The 23,170-nt window shown below is 71.3% G+C and carries 24 protein-coding genes and 1 pseudogene; 12 read left to right on the forward strand and 13 right to left on the reverse strand.

Features of this window, described 5'->3' with window-relative positions; genetic code table 11:
• Position 1: 1 nt before the first annotated feature.
• The 4 genes from iolD to iolC all read right to left on the reverse strand — a co-directional run bounded on the left by iolD (position 2) and on the right by iolC (position 4,983).
• Positions 2-1,879 carry a 3D-(3,5/4)-trihydroxycyclohexane-1,2-dione acylhydrolase (decyclizing) gene (gene iolD / locus ACZ3ZD_RS14695; RefSeq protein ID WP_467396683.1) on the reverse strand — a complete coding sequence of 626 codons (1,878 nt, stop codon included), beginning with the start codon at positions 1,877-1,879 and terminating at the stop codon, positions 2-4.
• Complete coding sequence (gene iolB, locus ACZ3ZD_RS14700; RefSeq protein ID WP_467396685.1) at positions 1,876-2,715, reverse strand: 5-deoxy-glucuronate isomerase; 840 nt, start codon at positions 2,713-2,715, stop codon at positions 1,876-1,878. The genes iolD and iolB overlap by 4 nt, the downstream gene beginning before the upstream one ends.
• Positions 2,716-2,722: 7 nt before the next feature.
• Positions 2,723-3,601, reverse strand: a complete 879-nt coding sequence (locus tag ACZ3ZD_RS14705; RefSeq protein ID WP_467397190.1) for a Cgl0159 family (beta/alpha)8-fold protein — start codon at positions 3,599-3,601, stop codon at positions 2,723-2,725.
• A gap of 431 nt (positions 3,602-4,032) precedes the next feature.
• Positions 4,033-4,983 carry a 5-dehydro-2-deoxygluconokinase gene (gene iolC, locus ACZ3ZD_RS14710; protein ID WP_467396686.1) on the reverse strand — a complete coding sequence of 317 codons (951 nt, stop codon included), beginning with the start codon at positions 4,981-4,983 and terminating at the stop codon, positions 4,033-4,035.
• A gap of 313 nt (positions 4,984-5,296) precedes the next feature.
• Between iolC and ACZ3ZD_RS14715 the strand changes: the two genes are divergently transcribed.
• The gene (locus ACZ3ZD_RS14715; RefSeq protein ID WP_467396688.1) at positions 5,297-5,497 is read left to right on the forward strand and encodes a helix-turn-helix transcriptional regulator; all 201 of its coding nucleotides are present in this window, start codon (positions 5,297-5,299) and stop codon (positions 5,495-5,497) included.
• A gap of 42 nt (positions 5,498-5,539) precedes the next feature.
• Here the strand turns inward: ACZ3ZD_RS14715 and ACZ3ZD_RS14720 are convergent, their stop codons facing one another.
• Positions 5,540-6,583 (reverse strand): zinc-dependent alcohol dehydrogenase family protein, encoded by a 1,044-nt coding sequence (locus ACZ3ZD_RS14720; RefSeq protein ID WP_467396690.1) that lies wholly within the window; start codon positions 6,581-6,583, stop codon positions 5,540-5,542.
• A gap of 358 nt (positions 6,584-6,941) precedes the next feature.
• Between ACZ3ZD_RS14720 and ACZ3ZD_RS14725 the strand changes: the two genes are divergently transcribed.
• The 4 genes from ACZ3ZD_RS14725 to ACZ3ZD_RS14740 all read left to right on the forward strand — a co-directional run bounded on the left by ACZ3ZD_RS14725 (position 6,942) and on the right by ACZ3ZD_RS14740 (position 8,709).
• The gene (locus tag ACZ3ZD_RS14725; protein ID WP_467396692.1) at positions 6,942-7,184 is read left to right on the forward strand and encodes a hypothetical protein; all 243 of its coding nucleotides are present in this window, start codon (positions 6,942-6,944) and stop codon (positions 7,182-7,184) included.
• A gap of 154 nt (positions 7,185-7,338) precedes the next feature.
• Entirely contained in the window at positions 7,339-7,680 is a 342-nt protein-coding gene (locus ACZ3ZD_RS14730) for a hypothetical protein (protein ID WP_467396694.1), read from the forward strand.
• Between the two features lie 168 nt (positions 7,681-7,848).
• A complete protein-coding gene (locus ACZ3ZD_RS14735; RefSeq protein WP_467396696.1) occupies positions 7,849-8,106 on the forward strand; it encodes a hypothetical protein in 258 nt (85 codons plus the stop codon).
• 258 nt (positions 8,107-8,364) lie between these two features.
• Positions 8,365-8,709, forward strand: coding sequence for a hypothetical protein (locus ACZ3ZD_RS14740; protein ID WP_467396698.1), 345 nt, complete (start codon positions 8,365-8,367; stop codon positions 8,707-8,709).
• A 144-nt stretch (positions 8,710-8,853) separates the two neighbouring features.
• Here ACZ3ZD_RS14740 and ACZ3ZD_RS14745 read toward each other — a convergent pair whose 3' ends face one another.
• From ACZ3ZD_RS14745 to ACZ3ZD_RS14755, 3 genes are all read right to left on the reverse strand, one after another.
• Positions 8,854-9,144, reverse strand: a complete 291-nt coding sequence (locus tag ACZ3ZD_RS14745; protein WP_467396700.1) for a hypothetical protein — start codon at positions 9,142-9,144, stop codon at positions 8,854-8,856.
• Positions 9,145-9,267: 123 nt separating this feature from the next.
• Positions 9,268-9,558 (reverse strand): hypothetical protein, encoded by a 291-nt coding sequence (locus tag ACZ3ZD_RS14750; RefSeq protein ID WP_467396702.1) that lies wholly within the window; start codon positions 9,556-9,558, stop codon positions 9,268-9,270.
• A gap of 219 nt (positions 9,559-9,777) precedes the next feature.
• Positions 9,778-10,260: a hypothetical protein gene (locus ACZ3ZD_RS14755; RefSeq protein ID WP_467396704.1), complete on the reverse strand. Its 483-nt coding sequence runs from the start codon at positions 10,258-10,260 to the stop codon at positions 9,778-9,780.
• Between the two features lie 456 nt (positions 10,261-10,716).
• On the opposite strand from ACZ3ZD_RS14755, the gene ACZ3ZD_RS14760 reads away from it, so the two are divergent.
• Complete coding sequence (locus tag ACZ3ZD_RS14760; protein WP_467396706.1) at positions 10,717-11,538, forward strand: hypothetical protein; 822 nt, start codon at positions 10,717-10,719, stop codon at positions 11,536-11,538.
• A gap of 89 nt (positions 11,539-11,627) precedes the next feature.
• Positions 11,628-11,903, forward strand: a complete 276-nt coding sequence (locus ACZ3ZD_RS14765; RefSeq protein WP_467396708.1) for a hypothetical protein — start codon at positions 11,628-11,630, stop codon at positions 11,901-11,903.
• Between the two features lie 388 nt (positions 11,904-12,291).
• Here the strand turns inward: ACZ3ZD_RS14765 and ACZ3ZD_RS14770 are convergent, their stop codons facing one another.
• On the reverse strand, positions 12,292-13,005 hold the full coding sequence (locus ACZ3ZD_RS14770) for a chaplin (RefSeq protein WP_467396710.1): 714 nt from the start codon (positions 13,003-13,005) through the stop codon (positions 12,292-12,294).
• 259 nt (positions 13,006-13,264) lie between these two features.
• Between ACZ3ZD_RS14770 and ACZ3ZD_RS14775 the strand changes: the two genes are divergently transcribed.
• Both ACZ3ZD_RS14775 and ACZ3ZD_RS14780 read left to right on the forward strand, forming a co-directional pair.
• Positions 13,265-13,504, forward strand: a complete 240-nt coding sequence (locus tag ACZ3ZD_RS14775) for a heavy-metal-associated domain-containing protein (RefSeq protein WP_467396712.1) — start codon at positions 13,265-13,267, stop codon at positions 13,502-13,504.
• Between the two features lie 87 nt (positions 13,505-13,591).
• Entirely contained in the window at positions 13,592-15,847 is a 2,256-nt protein-coding gene (locus tag ACZ3ZD_RS14780; RefSeq protein ID WP_467396714.1) for a heavy metal translocating P-type ATPase, read from the forward strand.
• A 643-nt stretch (positions 15,848-16,490) separates the two neighbouring features.
• Here ACZ3ZD_RS14780 and ACZ3ZD_RS14785 read toward each other — a convergent pair.
• The 4 genes from ACZ3ZD_RS14785 to ACZ3ZD_RS14800 form a co-directional block, all read right to left on the reverse strand.
• The gene (locus ACZ3ZD_RS14785; RefSeq protein ID WP_467396716.1) at positions 16,491-17,780 is read right to left on the reverse strand and encodes a citrate synthase; all 1,290 of its coding nucleotides are present in this window, start codon (positions 17,778-17,780) and stop codon (positions 16,491-16,493) included.
• Positions 17,781-17,913: 133 nt separating this feature from the next.
• A complete protein-coding gene (recD2, locus tag ACZ3ZD_RS14790; RefSeq protein ID WP_467396718.1) occupies positions 17,914-20,235 on the reverse strand; it encodes an SF1B family DNA helicase RecD2 in 2,322 nt (773 codons plus the stop codon).
• Positions 20,236-20,276: 41 nt separating this feature from the next.
• A complete protein-coding gene (locus tag ACZ3ZD_RS14795; RefSeq protein WP_467396720.1) occupies positions 20,277-20,468 on the reverse strand; it encodes a DUF397 domain-containing protein in 192 nt (63 codons plus the stop codon).
• An 8-nt stretch (positions 20,469-20,476) separates the two neighbouring features.
• On the reverse strand, positions 20,477-21,313 hold the full coding sequence (locus tag ACZ3ZD_RS14800) for a helix-turn-helix domain-containing protein (protein WP_467396721.1): 837 nt from the start codon (positions 21,311-21,313) through the stop codon (positions 20,477-20,479).
• A 182-nt stretch (positions 21,314-21,495) separates the two neighbouring features.
• Here ACZ3ZD_RS14800 and ACZ3ZD_RS14805 point away from each other — a divergent pair, with 182 nt between their 5' ends.
• The 3 genes and pseudogenes from ACZ3ZD_RS14805 (at position 21,496) to ACZ3ZD_RS14815 (ending at position 23,076) form a co-directional block, all read left to right on the forward strand.
• Positions 21,496-21,906 (forward strand): ATP-binding protein, encoded by a 411-nt coding sequence (locus ACZ3ZD_RS14805; RefSeq protein WP_467396723.1) that lies wholly within the window; start codon positions 21,496-21,498, stop codon positions 21,904-21,906.
• 44 nt (positions 21,907-21,950) lie between these two features.
• Positions 21,951-22,340: pseudogene (locus ACZ3ZD_RS14810) on the forward strand (hypothetical protein); the annotation flags it as partial.
• Positions 22,341-22,647: 307 nt separating this feature from the next.
• The gene (locus ACZ3ZD_RS14815) at positions 22,648-23,076 is read left to right on the forward strand and encodes a DUF5959 family protein (RefSeq protein ID WP_467396725.1); all 429 of its coding nucleotides are present in this window, start codon (positions 22,648-22,650) and stop codon (positions 23,074-23,076) included.
• Positions 23,077-23,170 lie beyond the last annotated feature (94 nt).

The raw sequence follows: 23,170 nt of genomic DNA on the forward strand, positions 1-23,170 counted from the left end.
CTCACAGATGGCGGCGCCGGGTCGAGACGTGCCGTTCGTACAGCTCACGTGCCTTGACCGCGGACGGCCGGGTCGCGGTCTCGGCCACAGGAACATCCCACCAGGCCTGCGCCGAAGGCGCGCCCGACACAGTGTCGGACGTTTCGGTCTCCACGTAGACACATGTGGGAGTGTCGGCGGACCGCGCCTCGGCGAGCGCCTCGCGCAGGTCCCCCACGGTCTTCGCGCGCAGCACCCGCATGCCGAGGCTGGCCGCGTTCGCGGCGAGGTCGACGGGCAGCGGGGCGCCGGTGAAGGTGCCGTCGTCCGAGATGAAACGGTAGGCGGTGCCGAACCGCTCGCCGCCCACCGACTCCGAGAGCCCCCCGATCGAGGCGTACCCGTGGTTCTGCACCAGCAGCACCTTGATCGCGATGCCCTCCTGCACGGCGGTCACGATCTCCGTCGGCATCATCAGGTACGTGCCGTCGCCGACCAACGCCCACACGTTCCGCTCGGGCGCGGCGAGCTTCACGCCGAGGGCGGCGGGGATCTCGTAGCCCATGCAGGAGTAGCCGTACTCCAGGTGGTACTGGTCCGCCGAGCGTGCCCGCCACAGCTTGTGCAGGTCGCCCGGGAGCGAGCCGGCCGCGTTGACGATGATGTCCGACTCGTCCACCAGCGCGTCCAGCGCGCCGATGACCTGCGGCTGCGTCGGCCGGGCGTCGGTCTCGGCGGCCTCGAAGCAGGCGTCGACGCGCTCCTCCCAGCGCTCCTTGTCCTCGGTGTACCCGGTGACGTAGGCGTCGGGGACCCGGTAGGCGTGCATCTGGAGCCGCTCGGTCAGCTCCTCCAGACCGCTGCGGGCGTCGGCCACCAGCGGGAGCGCGGCCAGCTTGTGGCCGTCGAAGGAGGCGATGTTGAGGTTGAGGAAGCGGACGTCCGGGTGCTCGAAGAGGGTGCCGGAGGCGGTGGTGAAGTCGGTGTAGCGGGTGCCGACGCCGATCACCAGGTCCGCGGTGCGGGCCAGCTCGTCGGCGGTCGCGGTGCCGGTGTGGCCGATCCCGCCGACGTCCTGCGGGTGGTCGTGGCGCAGCGAGCCCTTGCCGGCCTGGGTGGAGGCGACCGGGATGCCGGTCGCGGCCGCGAACTCCGCGAGTGCCTCCTCGGCGCGGCTGTGGTGGACCCCGCCGCCGGCCACGACCAGGGGCCTGCGCGCCTCGCGGATCGCCCGGACGGCCTCGGCCAGCTCGGCCGGGTCCGCGCCCGGCCGTCGTACGGTCCACACCCGGTCGGCGAAGAACTCCTCCGGCCAGTCGTACGCCTCCGCCTGGACGTCCTGCGGCAGGGCGAGGGTGACGGCGCCGGTCTCCACGGGGTCGGTGAGCACCCGCACGGCCTGGAGGGCGCTCGGGATCAGGGCCTCCGGACGGGTGACGCGGTCGAAGTACCGGGACACCGGGCGCAGGGTGTCGTTGACCGACACATCGCCCGCGTACGGCAGCTCCAGCTGCTGGAGCACCGGGTCGGCGGGGCGGGTGGCGAAGACGTCGCCGGGCAGGAGCAGCACCGGGAGGTGGTTGACGGTGGCCAGTGCGGCGCCGGTGACGAGGTTGGTGGCGCCGGGGCCGATCGACGTCGTCACCGCGTGCGTGGACAGCCGGTTGGACTGGCGGGCGTAGCCGACCGCCGCGTGCACCATGGACTGCTCGTTGCGGCCCTGGTGGTACGGCATCACGTCGGCGTACTCGACCAGCGCCTGGCCGAGGCCGGCGACGTTGCCGTGCCCGAAGATGCCCCAGGTCGCGCCGATCAGCCGGCGCCGCTCGCCGTCGCGTTCGGTGTACTGGGCGGCGAGGAAACGGACCAGCGCCTGGGCGACGGTCAGCCGGATCGTCATCGGTAGCCCCCTGTGCTCTCTACGTGGTCGGGGTGGAAGCAGATCCGCCACTCCCGGGTCTCGCCCGGACCCGCCATGACGTTCAGGTAGTACATGTCGTGCCCGGGCTGGGCGATGGACGGGCCGTGCCAGCCGTCGGGGACGAGGACGGCGTCGCCGGAGCGGACCTCGGCGAGGACGTCCGAGCCGCCCTCGCGGGAGGGGAACACGCGCTGGTACCCGATCCCGTTCGGGCCGTCGATCTCGAAGTAGTAGATCTCCTCCAGCTCGGACTCCTCGCCCGGCCGGTGCTCGTCGTGCTTGTGCGGCGGGTACGAGGACCAGTTGCCGCCGGGGGTGACCACCTCGACGGCGATCAGCCTGTCGCAGTCGAAGGAGTCCGCGGAGGCGAAGTTGCGCACCCGGCGGGCGCAGGTGCCGCTGCCGCGTTCCTCGACGGGGACCTCCGGCGCGGGGCCGTAGCGGGCGGGGAGTCGTCGCTCGCACTTCGCTCCTGCCAGGGCGAAGCGGCCTCCCGCGCCGGAGGCGATCAGGACCCGGGCGTCCCGGGGCGCGTACGCGAAGTCGGATACCCCGCTGAACACGCTGTCCCGGCCCAGGAGTTGGAACTCGGTCTGCTCGGCTGACGCAGCCTCGATTTGTACGGTACATCCGCCTTCCAGCGGAAGCACGATCCACTCGCTGTCGCCGGTGGTGAACGCATGGCTGTCACCGGGCGCCAACTCGACCACGCGCAGGCTGCTGTGGGTCCAGCCGGCCGTCTCGGGGCCGATGTCGACGGCGTACCGGGCGTTCGCGGTGGCGCCCCGGGGCAGATGCAGATCGGTGCTGGTCATACGGCCCTCACAGCAGTCCTACGGCGGTGTCCACGGCGGCGGCCACATCGCCGTCCGCCGGGTACAGCAGCGAGCGGCCGACCACCAGGCCGCGCACGGTGGGGAGTTGGAGCGCGCCGCGCCACTTCTCGTAGGCGGCGACCTGGTCCTCGGGCGAGTCGCCTATGTCCCCGCCGAGCAGCACGGCGGGCAGTGTGGAGGTCTCCATGACCCGGGCCATGTCGTCGGGGTTCTCGGTGACCGGCACCTTCAGCCAGGTGTAGGCGGAGGAGCCGCCGAGGCCGGAGGCGATGGCGAGGGACCGGGTGACCGCCTCGGCGGACAGGTCGTTCGCCAGCTTCCCCTCGGGGGTGCGGCGGCTGATGAACGGCTCCACGAACACCGGCAGCCGGCGCGCGGCCATGGCGTCGATGGCCCGGGCGGTGGCTTCCAGGGTCGTCAGGGAGCCCGGGTCGGCGTAGTCGACGCGCAGCAGCAGCTTGCCCGCGTCGAATCCGAGCCGCTCGATGTCCTCGGGGCGGTGGCCGGTGAACCGGTCGTCCAGCTCGAAGCTGGCCCCCTGGAGCCCGCCGCGGTTCATGGACCCCATGACGACCTTGTGCTCCAGGGCGCCGAGCAGGAGCAGGTCGTCCAGGATGTCGGCGGTGGCGAGAACCCCGTCGACACCGGGCCGGGACAGCGCGAGGCAGAGACGTTCGAGCAGGCCGGCCCGGTTGGCCATGGCGAGCCTGCGATCCCCGACACCGAGCGCGCCCCGGGCCGGGTGGTCGGCGGCGACGATCATCAGCCGCCCGCTCTCGCCCAGCAACGGCCTGCGCGCCCGACGGGCGGCGGCCTCGGCGATCGCCTCGGGGTGCCGGGTACGGATCCGAACGAGTTCGGCCACGTCGACACGGGTGCCCGCGGCGCTTCGGCGGGAGGTGGGCGCGGGGGCACCGGGGTGGGTCGCGGTGCCCCGGCGGGCGGCGGCGCCCCCTTCCGGGGAACCGCCCGCGGCGCCCTCGCGGGCGGCGGTGGCGGCGCTCACCCGGGGTACGCCCGCCGCGGTGCCCCGGCGCGGGGCATCGGCCGCGGCGCCCTGGGGGGAGGCCGCGGCGCCCTCGCGGGGTGCGCCCGCGGTTTCCGCGGGGGCTTCGCGAGGGCCGGTCGCACTCACGTCCGTGCGCGAGGCCTCGGCGTCCTCGCCGGGTGCCCCGGCAGCGTCCGTCTCGTGGTGCGTGCCCGAGGCCTCGGCGTTCTCGCCGGAGGCGCCCGCGGGTTCCGTGAGGCCGGCGCTCGGGCCTGTCTCGTGGTGCGTGCCCGTGACGCGGCCCGCCCTCACAGGATCGCTCCGGAGGCAAGGGCGTCGGCGATCTCGGCCGGGGTCGGCATCGCGGAGGAGCATTCCAGGCGGGAGGCGACGATGGCGCCGGCCGCGTTGGCGTGGCGCATGATCTTCTCCAGGTCCCAGCCGGACAGCAGGCCGTGGCAGAGGGAGCCGCCGAAGGCGTCACCGGCGCCGAGGCCGTTGAGGACGGTGACGGGCAGCGGCGGGACCTCGGCGGACTCGCCCTCCCGGTTGACGGCGAGGACGCCCTTGGGGCCCTGCTTGACGACGGCCAGTTCCACCCCGGCGTCCAGGAGGGCGCGGGCGGCGGCATGCGGTTCGCGGACGCCGGTGGCGACCTCGACCTCGTCCAGGTTGCCGACGGCGACGGTGCTGTGGCGCAGGGCCTCGGTGTAGAAGGGGCGCGCGGCGCCCGGGTCCGACCAGAACATGGGGCGCCAGTCGAGGTCGAAGACGGTGGTGCCGGCCCCGGCCCGGTGGGCGAGGGCCGCGAGGGTGGCCGTACGGCTCGGCTCCTCGCTCAGCCCGGTGCCGGTGACCCAGAAGATCCGGGCCTCCCGGATGGCGTCGAGGTCCAGGTCGTGGGCGTCGATCTCCAGGTCGGGCGCCTTGGGCTGCCGGTAGAAGTAGAGCGGGAAGTCGTCCGGCGGGAAGACCTCGCAGAAGGTGACCGGGGTGGGCAGGCCGGGGACGGGGGTGACCCAGCGGTCGTCCACGCCGAAGCCGCGCAACGCCTCGTGCAGGTAGGTGCCGAACGGGTCGTCGCCCGTGCGGGTGATGACGGCGGTGCGCCGGCCGAGCCGGGCGGCGGCGACCGCCACGTTCGTCGCCGACCCGCCGAGGAACTTGCCGAAGGACGACACCTGGGCGAGCGGGACACCGGTCTGCAGCGGGTAGAGGTCCACCCCGATCCGCCCCATGGTGATGAGGTCGTAGGCCATCGGCTTCCCTTCGTCACGGCTCTCCCCGGCTTTCTAGCCCCGCACGACTCACCCTGTCAATGTTTTGTCCGGACATTCGGACCAGTCCGCTCCGGGGGTCCGCTCCATGTAGTCACCGCGTCACAAATACCCCCTTCCCGTCACACATGTCCCGACTGTGCGGGCCCTGCGTCACACCTGGCCCACAGGCGTTCTCCCCCGGTCACCCCGCCTCGTTCAACGGGCACAGGCCTGGTGATCGCCAGCGCAGCGCCCGGTCCCCCCGGCGGCCTCCCCCGGTCGCCGCCGCGGCGCGCGCGGGGAGGTACAGCTCATGACCGACCGAAGCCTCTGGTCGTACAAGGAGATCGCGGCGCACATCCGGGTGCAGCCGGACACCGTGCGGTCCTACCGCAAGCACGGGCTGCTGCCCCCGCCCGACCGCGTCGAGCGGGGCAAGCCCTACTGGTACCCCGACACGGTCCGCGCCTGGGTCGCCTCCCGCCCCCGCAACCGCGGCCGCGTGGACGACTGACCCGCGCCACCGGATCCGGCGGCCGGCCGAGGGGGGAGGCCGTCAGCTCCGGGGTTCGATGACCGTGACGCCCGCGCCCGGCGCCGTGTCCATCGCGGCGAGGGCCGCCGGGGCCGCGTCGAGCGGGATCGTCCGGGTGACCAGGAGGTCCGGGCGCAGGACACCGGAGCCGACCAGCCGGAGCATGGCGGGGTAGGCGTGCGCGGCCATGCCGTGGCTGCCGAGGAGTTCCAGCTCCAGGGCGACCGCGCGGCCCAGCGGGACCGGGGTGGTGCCGTCGGCCGAGGGCAGCAGGCCCACCTGGACGTGCCGGCCGCGGCGGCGCAGGCCGTTCACCGAGGCCGCGCAGGTGGCGGGCGAGCCGAGGGCGTCGAGGGAGAGGTGCGCTCCGCCGCCGGTCAGCTCGCGGACGGCGGCGGCCGGATCGGACACGCCGGACGCGTCCAGGCACGCTGCCGCGCCGAACTCCCGCGCCAGGTCCAGGGCCCGGGGTGAGACGTCGACCGCGATCACCCGGGCCCCCGAGGCCGCCGCGATCATCACCGCGGACAGGCCCACCCCGCCGCAGCCGTACACCGCGACCCACTCCCCGGCCGCCACCCGGCCCTGCTGCACCACGGCCCGGAACGCGGTCGCGAAGCGGCAGCCGAGAGCGGCGGCGGTGGTGTACGCCATGTCGTCCGGGAGCGGGACCAGGTTGACGTCGGCGTGGTCGAGCGCGACGTACTCGGCGAAGGAGCCCCAGTGGTGGAAGCCGGGCTGGGTCTGCCGCTCGCACACCTGCTGGTCGCCCGCCCTGCAGGACGGGCAGGTGCCGCAGGCGCACACGAACGGCACGGTGACCCGGTCGCCGGGCCGCCGGCCGGTCACCCGCGCGCCCACCGCCTCCACCACACCGGCGAGTTCGTGCCCCGGCACGTGCGGCAGCGTGATGTCCGGATCGTGCCCCATCCAGCCGTGCCAGTCGCTACGGCACAGACCGGTGGCCTCCACCCGTACGACCACGCCGTGCTCCGCGGGCTCCGGGTCGGGTACGTCCCGTATCCCGGCCGGTTTGCCATACTCCTCGAACACCACCGCGCGCATGCCTGCTCCTTCCGGGGGCCTGCGCGAAGGCTAGGGCCTCTCCTCCCGGAGCAGGGACGGCGCCGGACGCCACGGGATTCCCGGGCCGGCCCATCATCCGTACCGGGCCGGGACGTTCCGTGGACCCGCGGGGCGTGTCCTGCCGCGACCGCTGTGATAATCCGCGAACTCGACGGCCTCCGGGGCGCGGAACAGGTGTCCCCCTGTGCAACCGACGCGCGTTTTCGCCGAGTTGCCCGCCCGCGCTCCCTTCGTGACACGGGCGTCCGGCGCGGGACGACCCCACAGTCACTGCTAGTATCTGCTCGGTAACAATGGGCAATCAGCCTCAACGGACAAGCAAAGAGCCGAGGGTTCCATGCGCAAGTTTCAGCAGGTTGTGATCGCGGCAGTGGCGGCCGGCGGCCTGTCGGCCATCGGCGCCGGCACCGCCATCGCCGACACCTCCGACAGCGGGCCGCAGGTCAACGACCTCTACCGCCCCTACCAGGAGTGCAGCCCGCAGACGGTGTCCGAGAACGACATCCCGGTCGCCGTCCTCGGTCTCGCCGACACGATGGACACCACCTGCGGCCAGTACAACAACGCTTTCGCCGGCTGAGCTTGACCGCACCATCGCACGCGGCGCTCGGCGAAGCCCTGCGAGGTGAGCCAACCCCTCCAGGGCTTCCCCCTCCGGCCGTCGCCCGAGCGTCGAAGACAGAGCCCCGGCGCGGCCGGCGCCCGGGCACCCTTACCGAGGGACACCGCATCACATGTTCGACACGAAGAAGATCGTGGCCGTCTCGGGGCTGCTCGGCAGCCTCGCTCTGACGTGCGTCGGCACCGCCCAGGCATACGCCGCGAGCGATCCGGGGGTCTGCACCAAAGACCTGCTGGGCAGCCTCACCTGCTCACAGCGGATCTCGGGCGAGTTCCCCGACGACGGCGCCGTTCCCCACCAGGAGAACTGCCAGAAGGTGGAACCGCTGACCCTGCCCGCCGCCCTGGGCAACGGCCGGATGCGGCTCGGCCCGGAGGTGACGTGCTCCCCCGCGACCAGGGGAGTGCGCGAAAGGGCCGACCGCCGGCCGGAGTCTCCCGGCCCCTGGGCCTGACCGCGCGGTTCGAGGCCGCCCCCGCCCGACGTCTCGCGACGCCGATACACCACACGAGGGCACGACGCGACATGGCGAGCGCAGATCCTGAATAACTACTCGATGTGAGTATACGATCACTCCGAGTTGTCAAGCCGGGCGTCGCGTCCGGGTGAGAAAGGGTCAAACATGCGCAAGTTTCAGCGTGCTGCGATCGTAGCGGTGGCGGTCATGGGGCTGTCCACCCTCGGCGCCGGGGTCGGTTTCGCCTACGGTGGCGACGAAGGGGCTCCGGGCGTCACCGCCGTGGCCAACTCGTCGGCGAACGCCCTGGCCGTCGGTGGCGACTACGTGCAGCCGCAGGAAATGCACGAGGGCCAGCCGGAGGAGCAGGGCAACCCCGGCCCCGAGCAGGAGCAGGGTTACGGCGAGCACGAGGGCGAGTAACGACGTAACGGGGCCCACCTCATCGGTGCCACGGTCGCTCGATCCCGTTCGACGGTGCACCGAGTGACACCCCACGGCCAACTCAGCCCGGACGCGCGGCCATCCAGTGGCCCGCGTCCGGGCTGCCGCCGTCCCGCCCCCGCGCTCGGCTCGCGACGCGCTCCGGTGCGGGATGACCTGTTCCGATGTTCTCGGGCCCGGGCGCACGCCGGTCAGTGGCACAGGCGCCCGGGCCTCCGTCGTCAAGGAAGGCAGCACATGTTCCATCTGCAGCGGATCGCCACCCTCTCGGGGCTCGTCGGGGGTCTGGCCCTGGTCTGCGTCGGCGCCGGACACGCGTACGCGGACCCGAGTCCGGGTGACTGCAAGACCACCCCGCAGGGGGGGACCGTCTGTGTGCACCAGAGCGAGACCCGGATCGACAAGGACGACACACACACGCTCAGGCAGGAGCAGGACTGCTCGATGGCCGACCGGCCGCGCGTGGTGCTCCCGGACGACCGGCTGACGGACAGCGGGTCCGCCACCGTCGGACAGGCGGTGGACTGCTCCAACAGGGCGGAGCTGCCCAAGGGTTTCAAGAAGCCGCACATCACGTTCTGAACAGTGTCAGCGAGCGCCGGTCCGGGATGACCTCGGACCGGCAATTCTTTTTCACGGACAGGTCCGCCGGCAAAACGAATTCCCGGTACCGCGGCCGTGGCCGGGTACCGGGAAAGGGATTACCGCGCTGCCGGGATTACCGCTCTACCGGCCGCCGAAACTGTTGCTGCAGCCCATGGACGAGCCGATGTCCGTGGCCTGGGCCCCCGGGTTGCCCTCGCCGTTCAGCAGGTTGCCGCCCAGACCATTGGCGATACCGACTTCGCCGAGGATGTCGAGGTTCAGGTCGTGCGACGTGCATTTGCTGCTTTGCTTGACGTCGAAATTGTCGCCTCCCTTGCCCCAGCCCTGGTCGGCTTGGGCGGCGCCGGCGCCCAGGAGCCCGACGCTCCCGAATGCGGCGAGGAGGACGGCAGCCATGCGGAGCCTGTGCATTTCATCTCCCGTGATGTGAGGGGCGGATGCCTGTCGGTGTGCGCAAATGGTCCCGGCAGCCTGCCTGATACTCGGTTGCCGGGACCATTGGTCGTCCTGCGCCTGGCGCGCCGGACCTAACTCCTAGAAGGCGCTGTTGTTGCAGCCCATCGTCGAGCCGATGTCGGTGGCCTGGGCACCCGGGTTGCCCTCACCGTTGAGGCCGTTGCCCAGCAGGCCGTTGAGCACGCCCACCTCGCCGAGGAGGTCGAGGTTCAGGTCGTGCGACTTGCACTGCGAGCTCTGCGTGATGTTGAACCTGTCGCCGTGGTCACCGCCCTTGCCGCCACCCTGGCCCGCGTGGGCCGTGCCGCTCACGAGTCCGATGGTGCCGAGCGCGGCGACCAGGACGGCAACGTTGCGAAGCTTGCGCATGTCATCTCCGATGGGATTGGTTGAGCGCGATCCGTGATCGATCGACTCGTCTCAATTACGGGAGACTAATACGAAGTATCCCAAAACGGACAACGGCGCGCCGAATTCCTGAACAGGCAAAAGAGATGACCCGAAAAGCCGAATCGGACGCGTCAAGTCCCGTCGACAGGTGGCCCCGTACTCCCGTACCGAGGTTCTGGTGCCGACCGTTCGCCAGGGTTACTGGCGCATCGCGGTCGCGCTGGCGAGGGAGTTCGCCTGGCTGTTGGCCTGGGTGCAGTCGACGCCGCGCGTCTCGGACGCCGCGAGCAGCGCGACAGGGACGTTCGCGTCGAGCAACGTCTGCGGGCTGCACTCCTGGGACGGCCGGAACAGGTTGTTCTGGTGCACCGGGGCGCCCTGTTGGGACTGCGGGGCCTGGGGGGTGACCTGCGGGCTGATCTGCGGGTTCAGCTGCGGGTTGATCTGCGGGGCGATTTCCGTTCCCCGCTGCGGGGCCACCGGCCGCGGGGCGGGCTGGCCGTAGGTCTGCGCGGTGGCCTGTGATGTGGTGGCCGCGGCGGCCTGGGCCTCCTGCTGGGAAACGGGGGGCGGCGCAGCCCCGTTGTAGGCGGCGGGGGCGGCAGAGCTGGGGCCGGCGCCGACGGCGGAGAGACCACCGGCCGCTGCGACGACGAGCGCGACTTGGCGAAGCTTGCGCATGGAATCCTCGGCCCTTCATTGACCTGTACACGGAACCTGGTGAAATGCTGATGCGGCAGCACGTTGTCACTGTTCCTGCCGCCTTCCGCCGCGGCAACGATTGCATCGCGCTCGGCTCCTGAAGGAACGAGGCGGTAACCGGCTCAGATACGGGCACCTCCCGGGGGGTCACCCATTTGCCTCAACGGCGCGTGGGCCACCGAGCCGCTCGTCTCAGCGCAATCGGGTGACGGCTCGCCGAGAACGTGACCACAGCGAGGAACCGTCGTTCCAACGGGGAGAGGGGCAGCGGCCGTTCATCCGAAGAGGGGTGAGCGACTTCGCTGTCGGCTCGGACGCGAAGTCCGCGTGCTATTCAGCATTACCGCTGCTGACCTTTTGGTGCGATAACCACACTCGCCGCACGCGTGACCGCGCTGAATGCAATGTTTCAGGTATCGAAGGGCCGAGGGTTTCATGCGCAAGCTTCACAAGGCCGCGCTCGTCGTCGCGGCGGCCGGCGGTCTGTCCGCCATCGGCGTCGGCGTCAGCCATGCCGACACGCTCGGCGGACCTGGCGGTCCCACTCCGGCGCCGGCTCCCGACTATCCAGCTCCCCAGTACGCACAGCCGGCGCCCGCCCCTCAACAGGCCCCGCCGCCCCAGTACGCACAGCAGGCTCCGCCACCCCAGTACCAACAGCAGGCACCGCAGCCCCAGTACCAGCAGGCACCGCCGCCCCAGTACCAGCAGCAGGCCCCGCAGCCTCAGTACGCACCGGCCCCGCAGCCTCAGTACGCACCCGCCCCCCAGCAGGCTCCGCCACCCCAGTACGCCCAGCAGGCACCGCCGCCCCAGTACCAGCAGCAGGCGCCGCAGTACCAGCAGCAGGCACCCCAGCCTCAGTACGCACCGGCACCGGCGCCACAGCAGCAGACCGGCTACGCCGCGGCCTCGGCCACATCGCAGGGAACGGCGCAGGCCTCCACCGCGCCGTATCCGCAGCAGGCCGCTCCCCCGCCGCCGGTCCAGGCCGCTCCGCCGCAGCCGCAGGTGGTGCCGCAGGTCATGCCCCAGGTCATGCCGCAGGTCGCCCCGCAGGTGGCGGTGCCCCAGGCGTTCGGTCCGGAGCCCCCGGCCTTCGTCGCCCCTCAGGTGAACCCCCAGGTGAACCCGCAGATCAACCCGCTCTTCAATCCGCAGGTCACGCCGGGGAGCGTCCCGGAGCTGGCCCCGGTCGGCCTCGGGCAGGTCGCGGCACCGCCCGTCGGCCAGCTGGGACTTCCCCGGCTCGGCTGAAGCCCGAGCTCGGCTGAACCCTGACCCACCTCATCCGAAAACCGACCCGATCCGATGCAGATCGGGTCTCCTCAACCAACGGAGAACCAATGGGCAAGTTCCACAAGGCGGTCCTCGTGGGCGCCATCCTCGGCGCTGTCGGCTCGCTCGGCGCGAACACCGCCTTCGCGCACGGTGAGTCGGGCCAGGACCTCGACATCACCCAGGGCACCGAGTGCCGCTCGCACGACATGAACATCGAAGTGATCGGAAGCATCGGCGCCATCACCGGCCTGGCGGGCAACCTGCTGAACGGTGAGGGCAACCCCGGCGCGCAACAGAACCACCTCGGTTCGGACATGGGCTGCAACAGCCAGGCGCTCTGAGAGCCCGACCGCCCTCGGCCCGGGCACGCACAGATCATTCCTTCGAGACCACGTCCCATGCCCTCGCGTGCGGCGTGGTCTCGTGGTCTGTGGGTGCCCCCCGCGCGACGCGCTGCGCATGACCGACACCGTCGGCCGCCGCAGCGCGTCGCCGCGTGGGCCGGTCCGTGCGGCCGGACGCGTCAGGGCCCCGGGAGGTGCTGCACGAGACTCCCGGGGCCCTGCCCGAAGCGAACGCGCCGGGGGCCGCGTGAGCGCACGCGGCCCCCGGTCGCCGGCACCGGGCCGGCGTACGGCTCCTGTTCGGCGCTGCGGGTCCGGGAGAGGACACAGTGGGCCCGCAGCACATGTCCGGACCGGGGCACGCCCCGGGAACCAGGGAGCCGCCTCAGCGGGCGTGCCCCCCACCGAAGCGGCGGTACAGGATGCCGCCCGTGAGGATGAGCGCGGCGCTGCCCGCGAGGGCGGGGGCCGTGAGGTCCGCCCCGGTGTGGGCCAGCGAGGACGCCACCGGGTGGGGGGCGGGGTGGAAGCGGACGGGAGCCGGAGGCGTGGCGGCCCGGGGCTTGTGGACCGGGTGGTGCCGGACCTGGAGCGGGTGGTCGCCGCTTTCGTTGGCCGAGTGGTTGCCGAAGACCGGGTTGCCCACGCCGACCACGTTGACGCTGTTCCCGGAGAAGTTCACCGGCACGTCGACCGGCAGCTCCAGGCCGTTGCCCGAGAGCAGCCCGGGCGAGTGAGCGGTCCTGCCGTGCGCCGTCGCCCCGCCCGACGCGACCGATCCGCCGCCGGCGGCCTTCGTCACGCCGCTGGTCCGGGCACCGTGGACCCTCGCCGTACCGCTCTTCCCGGCAGCGGCGGCCTTCGCCGTGCCGCCGTTCACGCAGGTGTTGCCCGCGGCCGGGTTGAGCAGTCCCACCACGTCGGCGGTGTTGCCGCAGATGTTCACCGGCACGTGCACCGGGACCTGGACGGAGTTGCCGGAGAGCACCCCGGGCGAACCGGCGGCCACCGCGTCGGCACCGGCCCCGTCGGCCGCGAAGGCGGCGGACACCGGGAGCGCCACGACCATCGCGCCGGACGCGGCTGCGACGGCGAACACACCGTTTCGGGTAGTCCGTCTCATTGGTTTCCTGCCTTCCTGACATCATCGCGGGCACTCACCCGCACCCCCATAAAACGGACGTGCCCCGTGCGGAGTTATGGCGTGCCGCCGTCCAGTTGCTCCCGGGGCGGGAAATCGCCCTCCCCGCGTCGGCCGATCCCGCGTTGCTTGATACCCCCTAGGGGTATAAGGTGAGAGAGCGTGGACATCCCCAGGAGCACCACCGCCCCCGAACACCTCGACGAGGAGTAACGACATGACCGCCCACACCGACACCCCGGGCTCCGTCACCACCGTCTACCAGGTGACCGGCATGAGCTGCGGCCACTGCGAGGGCGCCGTCTCCGGCGAGATCTCCCAGCTCCCGGGCGTCAGCTCGGTCAAGGCCGTCGCGTCGACCGGCGAGGTGACCGTCGTCTCCGCGGCCCCGCTGGACGAGGAGGCCGTGCGGGCCGCCGTGGACGAGGCCGGCTTCGAGCTGGCCGGCCAGGCCTGAGGAAGACCCTCCGTTTCCCCCGACCGGGCCGTACCGACCAGCTCATACTGGTTCCGTACGGCCCGGTCCGATGTCTGGAGTCCGGACATGACCAGCACCACCGCGCAGACCACCGCCGTCGCGGACGCGACCGCCGAGGTCGAACTGCTCATCGGCGGCATGACCTGCGCCTCCTGCGCCGCCCGCGTCGAGCGGAAGCTCAACCGGATGGACGGCGTCAGCGCCACCGTCAACTACGCCACCGAGAAGGCCAGGGTCGCCTACGCCCCGGGGGTCCGGGTCGCCGACCTGATCGCCACCGTGGAGCGGACCGGCTACACCGCCGAGCAGCCCCCACCGCCCGAGCCCGCGCCCGAGACCGCACCGGACACCCCCGGACGGGACACCGAGCCGGACGCCCTCCGGCACCGCCTGCTCGTCTCCGCGCTGCTGGCCGCGCCCGTGGTCCTGCTCGCGATGATCCCGGCGCTCCAGTTCGACAACTGGCAGTGGCTCTCGCTCACCCTCGCCGCGCCGGTGGTGGTCTGGGGCGGCTGGCCCTTCCACCGGGCCGCCTGGACCAACCTGCGGCACGGCGCCGCCACCATGGACACCCTCGTCTCGGTCGGCACACTCGCCGCGTTCGGCTGGTCGCTGTGGGCGCTGTTCCTCGGCGACGCGGGCACGCCCGGCATGCACGACGCGTTCCGCCTCACGGTCTCGCGGATGGACGGCGCCTCCACGATCTACCTGGAGGTGGCCGCCGGGGTCGTCGCGCTGATCCTGCTCGGCCGCTATCTGGAGGCGCGCTCCAAGCGCCGCGCGGGCGCCGCCCTGCGGGCCCTGATGGAGCTGGGCGCCAAGGAGGTGGCGGTACTGCGGGACGGCCGCGAGGTACGGGTGCCGGTGGCATCCCTGGCCGTCGGCGACCGGTTCGTCGTACGGCCCGGCGAGAAGATCGCCACCGACGGCACGGTGGTGGAGGGCCTCTCCGCGGTGGACGCGTCCATGCTGACCGGCGAGTCGGTGCCGGTGGACGTCGGGCCCGGCGACCGGGTCACCGGCGCCACGGTCAACGCGGGCGGCCGGCTGGTCGTCGAGGCCGCCCGGGTCGGCGCGGACACCCAGCTCGCCCGGATGGCGCGGCTGGTGGAGGACGCGCAGAACGGCAAGGCCGAGGTGCAGCGGCTCGCCGACCGGATCTCCGCCGTCTTCGTGCCCGTGGTCATCCTCATCGCGCTCGGCACCTTCGGCGTCTGGCTGGGCACCACCGGCGACACCGCCGCCGCGTTCACGGCCGCCGTCGCCGTGCTGATCATCGCCTGTCCGTGCGCGCTGGGCCTCGCCACACCGACCGCGCTGATGGTCGGCACCGGGCGCGGCGCCCAGCTCGGCATCCTGATCAAGGGCCCCGAAGTGCTGGAGTCCACCCGCCGCGTGGACACGGTCGTCCTGGACAAGACCGGCACGGTCACCACCGGCCGGATGAGCCTCCAGGCGGTGTACGCCGCCGACGGCGAGGACGAGAAGGAGCTGCTGCGGCTCGCGGGCGCCCTGGAGCACGCCTCCGAGCACCCCGTGGCCCGTGCCATCGCCGCCGGCGCCGAGAGGGCGGGCGCCGGAGCGCTGCCGGCCGTCGAGCACTTCGAGAACGTGCCCGGGCGGGGCGTGCGCGGACGCGTGGACGGCCGTGAGGTGGCCGTGGGCCGTCTGTACGACGAGCTGCCGCCGGAGGTGGCGCGCGCGGTCCGCGAGGCCGAGCAGGAGGGCCGTACGGCCGTCGTGGCCGGCTGGGACGGGCGCGCCCGGGGCGTCCTCGCGGTCGCCGACGCGGTCAAGGAGACCAGCGCCGAGGCGGTCCGCGAGCTGCGCGCGCTGGGGCTCACGCCGGTGCTGCTCACCGGTGACAACCGGACCGTCGCCGAGGCCGTCGCCCGGCACGTCGGCATCGACGCGGCACAGGTGGTCGCCGAGGTGCTGCCCGAGGACAAGGTGGACGTCGTACGACGGCTGCAGCGCGAGGGGCGGACCGTGGCGATGGTCGGCGACGGCGTGAACGACGCCGCCGCGCTCGCCACCGCCGACCTGGGCCTGGCCATGGGCACGGGCACGGACGCGGCGATCGAGGCCGGCGACCTGACCCTGGTGCGCGGGGACCTGCGGGTGGCCGCGGACGCGATCCGGCTGTCCCGGCGCACGCTGGCCACCATCAAGGGCAACCTGGTGTGGGCCTTCGGCTACAACGTCGCGGCGCTGCCGCTGGCCGCCGCGGGGCTGCTCAACCCGATGATCGCGGGGGCCGCCATGGCCTTCTCCTCGGTCTTCGTGGTCACGAACAGTCTGCGGCTGCGGGCCTTCCGGTGAACCGGCGGCCGCGGTGACCGATCTCCCGGTCCCCCTGGAGTCCGGCGCACACCTCACATAAGCTCTTCACAAGGCTCGCGCATCTTCCTTACGCTTGGGTCCCGATCGGCGTATCGGGGCTCTTGCGTGCCTACAGGACATATGCAAGAGACGCAGATCACAGTGATGCGAACGTAACCATCGAAGGGCTTCGAAGGTCTAAGTTGGCGGTGTCAGACCGGCGTCTTGGGGGGCGCCGACTGGCATCTGGGGATGTCTTGGGGGACTTCCTCAGAGTTGCGTTGCCGGGGCACGTACACCGGGAAGCTTTGAGCGGCCCTCCCAGCGTGCGCTGTCCCGGCAGACCGCACCGCATCACTGGAGCACGGCGGGTTCTGCTCGTCGTGCTCGACAGACAGCGATTCAGGCGCTGTCCTCTCCGAGCGCCCGGCCGGATCCCGTGGGGGGAATCCGCACCGGGACATGGGAAGGCGCCCTGGTCGTCGGCCCGTGGGGGGACCGGCGTCTCAGGGCGCCTTCTACTTTTCCACGCCGCCACGCGGTGCGTGGGCGGCACGGCCGACCGCGGCCGGCCCAGGGGCGCGGGGAACCGCGCGACCGGCCCCCGACCGACCCGCACCCGCCCACGCCCGCCGGCCGGGTGTCAGCGCTCCTCGACCGGGACGAAGTCCCGCAGCTCCACACCCGTGTAGATCTGGCGCGGGCGCCCGATACGGGAACCGGGCTCCTTGATCATCTCGGTCCACTGGGCGATCCAGCCCGGGAGCCGGCCGAGGGCGAACAGGACCGTGAACATCTCGGTCGGGAAGCCCATGGCGCGGTAGATCAGGCCGGTGTAGAAGTCGACGTTCGGGTACAGCTTGCGCTCGACGAAGTAGTCGTCGGACAGCGCGTGCTCCTCCAGCTTCAGGGCGATGTCGAGGAGCTCGTCCGACTTGCCCAGCGCGGAGAGCACGTCGTGGGCGGCGGCCTTGATGATCTTGGCGCGCGGGTCGAAGTTCTTGTAGACCCGGTGGCCGAAGCCCATCAGGCGGACGCCGTCCTCCTTGTTCTTCACCTTGCGGATGAAGGTGTCGACGTCGGAACCGGAGTCGCGGATGCCTTCGAGCATCTCCAGCACGGACTGGTTGGCGCCGCCGTGCAGCGGGCCCCACAGCGCGTTGATGCCGGCCGAGATCGACGCGAACATGTTGGCCTGCGAGGAGCCGACCAGACGGACCGTGGAGGTCGAACAGTTCTGCTCGTGGTCGGCGTGCAGGATCAGCAGCTTGTCCAGCGCGGAGACCACGACCGGGTCCAGCTCGTACTCGTCGGCCGGCACCGAGAAGGTCATGCGCAGGAAGTTCTCGACGTAGCCGAGGTCGTTGCGCGGGTAGACGAACGGGTGGCCGATCGACTTCTTGTACGCGTACGCGGCGATCGTCGGGAGCTTGGCGAGCAACCGGATCGTGGAGAGGTCGCGCTGCTTCTCGTCGAACGGGTTGTGGCTGTCCTGGTAGAAGGTGGACAGCGCCGACACGACCGAGGACAGCATCGCCATCGGGTGGGCGTCGCGCGGGAAGCCCTTGTAGAAGTTCTTGACGTCCTCGTGCAGCAGGGTGTGCCGCGTGATGTCGTTCTTGAACGTGGAGAGCTGGTCGACGGTCGGCAGCTCGCCGTTGATCAGCAGGTACGCCACCTCGAGGAAGGTGGAGCGCTCGGCCAGCTGCTCGATGGGGTAGCCGCGGTAGCGGAGGATGCCCGCCTCGCCGTCGAGGTAGGTGACCGCGGATTTGTAGGCGGCCGTGTTGCCGTACCCGCTGTCCAGGGTCACCAGACCGGTCTGGGCGCGGAGCTTCCCGATGTCGAAGCCCTTGTCGCCGACGGTGCTGTCGACCACCGGGTAGGTGTACTCGCCGTCGCCGTACCGCAGTACTACAGAGTTGTCGCTCACGTCTTCCCTCACCGACGTAGTGCCTCATCTTCGAGGTGCCCTGACTGTCTCTACCATCCCCCATTTGGCTCAGGAGAGTGCACTCGGGGTCGACCATTGGGCCTATCGACGGCACTCAGTGCCGCCAACCTGCTCATCCTGCCCCCTCCGCGGGGCTTCTGGAAGTGCTCTGTGACCTTCGTGACTCATTTGATCGATCATTTTCGGTACCGAGCCGGAAGTCGAGGGCCGTGCAGCGGCGTCCGGCCGACACCGTGCGCACCGCCTGCCCGATCGCCCTGCGGGAGCCGACGAGGACGACCAGCCGGCGGGCCCGGGTCACCGCCGTGTAGAGCAGGTTCCGCTGGAGCATCATCCACGCCCCGGTGGTGACGGGGATCACCACCGCGGGATATTCACTGCCCTGCGAGCGGTGGATGGTCACCGCGTACGCGTGTGCCAGTTCGTCCAGTTCGTCGAATTCGTACGGAATCTCCTCATCCTCGTCCGTCAGCACGGTCAGGCGCTGATCGACCGGATCGAGCGAGGTGACGACGCCCACGGTGCCGTTGAAGACACCGTTCTTCCCCTTCTCGTAATTGTTGCGAACCTGGGTGACCTTGTCGCCGACGCGGAAGACCCGGCCGCCGAACCGCTTCTCCGGCACATCGGGCCGGCCGGGCGTGATGGCCTGCTGGAGCAGCCCGTTGAGCGCGCCCGCCCCGGCCGGCCCCCGGTGCATCGGGGCGAGCACCTGCACGTCCCGGCGCGGGTCGAGGCCGAACTTGGCCGGAATCCGCCGTGCGGCCACGTCGACGGCGAGCCGGCCGGCCGCCTCCGTGTCGTCCTCGACGAACAGGAAGAAGTCCTTCAGGCCGTCGGTGAGCGGATGCTGCCCCGCGTTGATCCGGTGCGCGTTGGTGACGACGCCGGACTGCTGGGCCTGCCGGAAGACCCGGGTGAGCCGGACGGCCGGGACGGGACCGCCGTCGGCGAGCAGGTCCCGCAGGACCTCACCGGCACCCACGCTCGGCAACTGGTCCACGTCCCCGACGAACAGCAGGTGGGCCCCCGGCGGTACGGCCTTCACCAGCTTGTTGGCGAGCAGCAGGTCCAGCATGGACGCCTCGTCCACCACCACCAGGTCGGCGTCGAGGGGCCGGTCCCGGTCGTAGGCCGCGTCACCGCCCGGCTTCAGCTCCAGCAGCCGGTGCACGGTGGAGGCCTCCGCTCCGGTCAGCTCCGCCAGCCGCTTGGCCGCCCGGCCGGTCGGGGCGGCCAGCACCACCTTGGCCCGCCGGGCCCGGGCCAGCTCCACGATCGAGCGCACGGTGAACGACTTCCCGCACCCCGGCCCGCCGGTGAGGACGGCGACCTTCTCGGTGAGCGCGAGCTTCACGGCCGCCTCCTGCTCGGGCGCGAGGTCGACGCCGGTACGGGATTTCAGCCATCCGAGCGCCTTGCCCCAGTCCACGTCCCGGAACCCGGGCATCCGGTCCTGGCCGGTGCGCAGCAGCCGCAGCACCTGGGCGGACAGGGACAGCTCGGCCCGGTGGAAGGGCACCAGGTAGACGGCACTGACCGGCTCCTCGCCGCCGTCGGGGCCGGGCACCTTCTCCCGTACGACCCCCGGATCGGCCCCCTCCTCCGGCGTCTGGCCCAGCTCGGCCAGGCACTCGATGACCAGCCCGGTGTCGACCTGGAGCAGCTTGACGGCATCGGCGATCAGCCGCTCCTCGGGCAGGAAGCAGTGGCCCTGGTCGGCGGACTGGGACAGCGCGTACTGCAGGCCGGCCTTCACCCGGGCCGGGCTGTCGTGCGGGATGCCGACCGACTGGGCGATCTTGTCGGCGGTCAGGAAGCCGATGCCCCAGACGTCGGCGGCGAGCCGGTACGGCTGCTCCTTCACGACCGAGATCGACTCGTCCCCGTACTTCTTGTAGATCCGCACGGCGATGGACGTGGACACCTCGACGGTCTGGAGGAAGAGCATGACCTCCTTGATCGCCTTCTGCTCCTCCCAGGCGTCGGCGATCTTCCTCGTCCGCTTCGGGCCGAGCCCCGGCACCTCGATCAGCCGCTTCGGCTCCTCCTCGATGATCCGCAGCGTGTCCAGCCCGAAGTGCTGGGTGATCCGGTCGGCGAACACCGGCCCGATGCCCTTGACCAGCCCGGATCCCAGATAGCGCCGGATGCCCTGGACGGTGGCGGGCAGCACGGTCGTGTAGTTCTCGACATGGAACTGTCTGCCGTACTGCGCGTGCGAGCCCCAGCGGCCCTCCATCCGCAGGGACTCCCCCACCTGCGCGCCGAGCAGCGCGCCGACCACGGTCAGGAGGTCGCCGGCGCCTCTGCCCGTGTCGACCCGGGCCACGGTGTAGCCGTTCTCCTCGTTGACATACGTGACCCGCTCCAGCACACCTTCGACCACGGCAAGCCGCCGCTCACCGGCCTGGGTCCCCGCCTCTTGAGCCATGATCCGACGGTACCGGCGGGGTGTGACAACGGGTGACCGGCTCAGGACCGGGGCTGCGCCTTGAGGGACTGGAGGAAGGCGGCGAAGGCGGGGGTGGGGAAGGTGAGGGGGGTGCGGGCGGGGACTTTCGAGTCACGGACGGCTGTGCGGGTGGGGGTGGCGGCGACTTCCACGCATTCGTTGCCGTCGCCCTCACCGGAGTAGGACGATTTCCGCCAGGCAAGGTGGTCCATGGGGTACCTCACAGCTCCTTCGCCAGCGCGTGGATGAAGTCGCGCGACCGATCCGGCTCAAGCGATACGGCCTCCACTTTACGGAAACGCGTTCGGTAGGCGTTGAGTTGGGCCTCCGAGTCGATGAAGACGGAACCGTGCGGCGCGTCCCGCACCACGGTGTCCAGCTTGCGCACGGGACCGCCGACGTACGTCATGGTGCTGGAAGCCCTGGCGAAGCCGTCCAGGTCGAAGGGGATGACGCGCACGGTGATGTGGTCCGCGTCGGAGAGCTCGACCAACCAGGTGAGCTGGGCCCTTGAGGTGGCGCGGTCGCTGACTCTGATCCGGAGGGCCGCCTCATGGATCACCGCTTCGTACGGGATGCTGAATTTCTGGCGCGTCTTGCGGTGCTGGATGCGCAACTCCAGCTCTTCGGGAGTCAGTTCGGGCAGCCTGGACGAGAAGACGGCGCGTGCATAGTCCTCGGTCTGCAACAGCCCCGGCACGTACAGGATGCCCACGTGCCGGAGGAACCGTGCGTGGTGTTCCAGCTCCGAGAGGTCGAGGAAGGGCGTCGGCAGCAAGCCGCGGTACTCCTCCCACCAGCCGCGTGTCCTGTCCGTGGCCATGGCGACCAACGCGTCGACGAACTCATCGTCCGTACACGCGTAGTGGGATGCGAACCGGCGCAGCCGAGCCTCGCTCATCCCGATAAGCCCCGATTCGATGTGGCTGATCTGAGCCCTGTTCATTCCGAGCAGCGCCGCCGATTGGACGGCGGTGAGTCCGGCTGCCTCACGGAGCCTGCGCAGCTCGATCCCCAGGCGCACTTGACGTGCCGTTGGTTCGCGCCTCTGGACCATGAGCTGCTCCTGCTCTTTCGGGTGCGGATGACGCGATCAGCTTGTCACGGGTAACAAGTTACCCCTACTGTCGGTGACGCATCGCATACGCACCGGAAGCGCACCGCGCCGTCCTGTTCATGTCGGCTGCGGCAATGCCACCGCGCGCGGAAATCCCACTCATCGACTGGAGTTGCTGAGTCATGCCCGAAATCGAACCCTGGGACTACACCCTCTACATCCCCAACGACCCCAGAGCCGTGACCGTCTGCCGTCACACCCTGCGCGTGATCCTGACCCTGCACGGGTTGGCGGGGTTGGTGGAGATGGCGGAACTCCTGGCCACCGAGCTGGTGTCGAACGCGGTACGGCACACCAAGGGGCCGGCCGCGCTGCGAGTACGGCGCTCCCCGGCGGGCCTGGTGTGGATCGGGGCGTGGGATACGGACCCCGCGCCGCCGGAGCCGCCGGTGCCGTTGGGCCAGGTGCTGGAGTCGGAGGAGGGCCGGGGGCTGGGCTTGGTGACGGCGTGCGCGGAGTACTGGGGCTGGCAGCCGTCGGCGCGGTTCGGGGACCGGGGGAAGTACGTGTGGTGCGAACTTGCGGCGGCGTAGCTCGTTGATCACGGCGATGGAAAGGAGAGCTGGCGGTCCGCCCCCTGGCATCCGCCCTGCGGACCATCGACCCCGACAGTGCCGCGGTTTTCGTGCAGTTCGTCGACTCCTGCCTGGCCGACCCCCAGGCGAAGCAGATGTGGAGGGAATTGATGACGGCGATCCAGTACTTCTGGCGACACCCGCTGGCCGAGCAGGTACGGGAAGAGGGCAGGGAGCAGGGTTTGGAACAGGGCTTGGAACAGGGCCTGGAGCAGGGCCGTGTCCAGGACCGCCAGGAGATGACCCTGCGCATCCTGGAGTGGCGCGGCGTTCCGGTGCCCGAGGACGTCCGGGAGCGGGTGCTGGCCTGCACGGACCTCGGCCGGCTGGAGGTCTGGGCCCAGCGCGCAGTCCACGCCACCGAGGCGACGGAGCTGTTCACCGAGGAGTGAGCACGTGACCGTCGGGCCGCTCGCTTTCCGGTCGGCGTCGGGTCCTCAGCCCAGCTGACAAGGGGACGTGGGGTGGGTGCGCCGGGGCGGTTTTGCGGCTGCCGGTGGTGGGAGTGGACGCGCGGGCGCGCTTCCCGAGGAAACCGGGCCACAAGCCGCCCGACCCAGCCCGTGCGCCTGCGAAGCGCTCCCGCGTGCCCGCTTCCACCAGCCGAAAGCCCGCTGAGAACCTGACGGAATGGGGTGGCGGGCGTACTGCCGGCTGGGGGACGATCTCTCGGCACTCACCACCGACGCAGGGAAAGCTATGGGCGGCACCGCTTCGAGGGAACTCGTCTTCCTCGCGGATGACGAGGGGAACAGCGTCACCGTCAACGTCCTGGGGCACGCCTCCCGATGGAGCGCCTGGCTCGCCGCCGAGATCGTCGTCAAGACGCCGTTCGTGTCCGGTCGTATCGGCCTGGCGCTGTCGGCCCGGGACCTGGAGAGCTGGGCCACCGCGTTGGACAGGCTCGACGCCGGCGAAGACGTGGCCTGGATGGAGCGGGACAGAGGGCCTTCCCTCTTCGTCCAGCTCAACGGCGAGCGCGGCTGCCCGGAGGTGGTCGTCGAGGACGAGTCCGGGTCCATGGTCACCGTGCGGGTGCCGCTCGTCCCGCCGGACGACTGGATCGCCGACCACCGGCAACGCCTGCGCGAGGTGATGGATCACTGGGTTCCGATGCTGTCGTCGTAGGGAGTCGTAGGGAGTCGGGCCGCCGCCGGCAGATGAGCGCGCATCCGAGGACGAGCGGATCCGCAGAGTGCCGGGCCGGCCCCGGGGCCGCCCG

This window comes from Streptomyces sp. NPDC023481 (assembly GCF_055560195.1).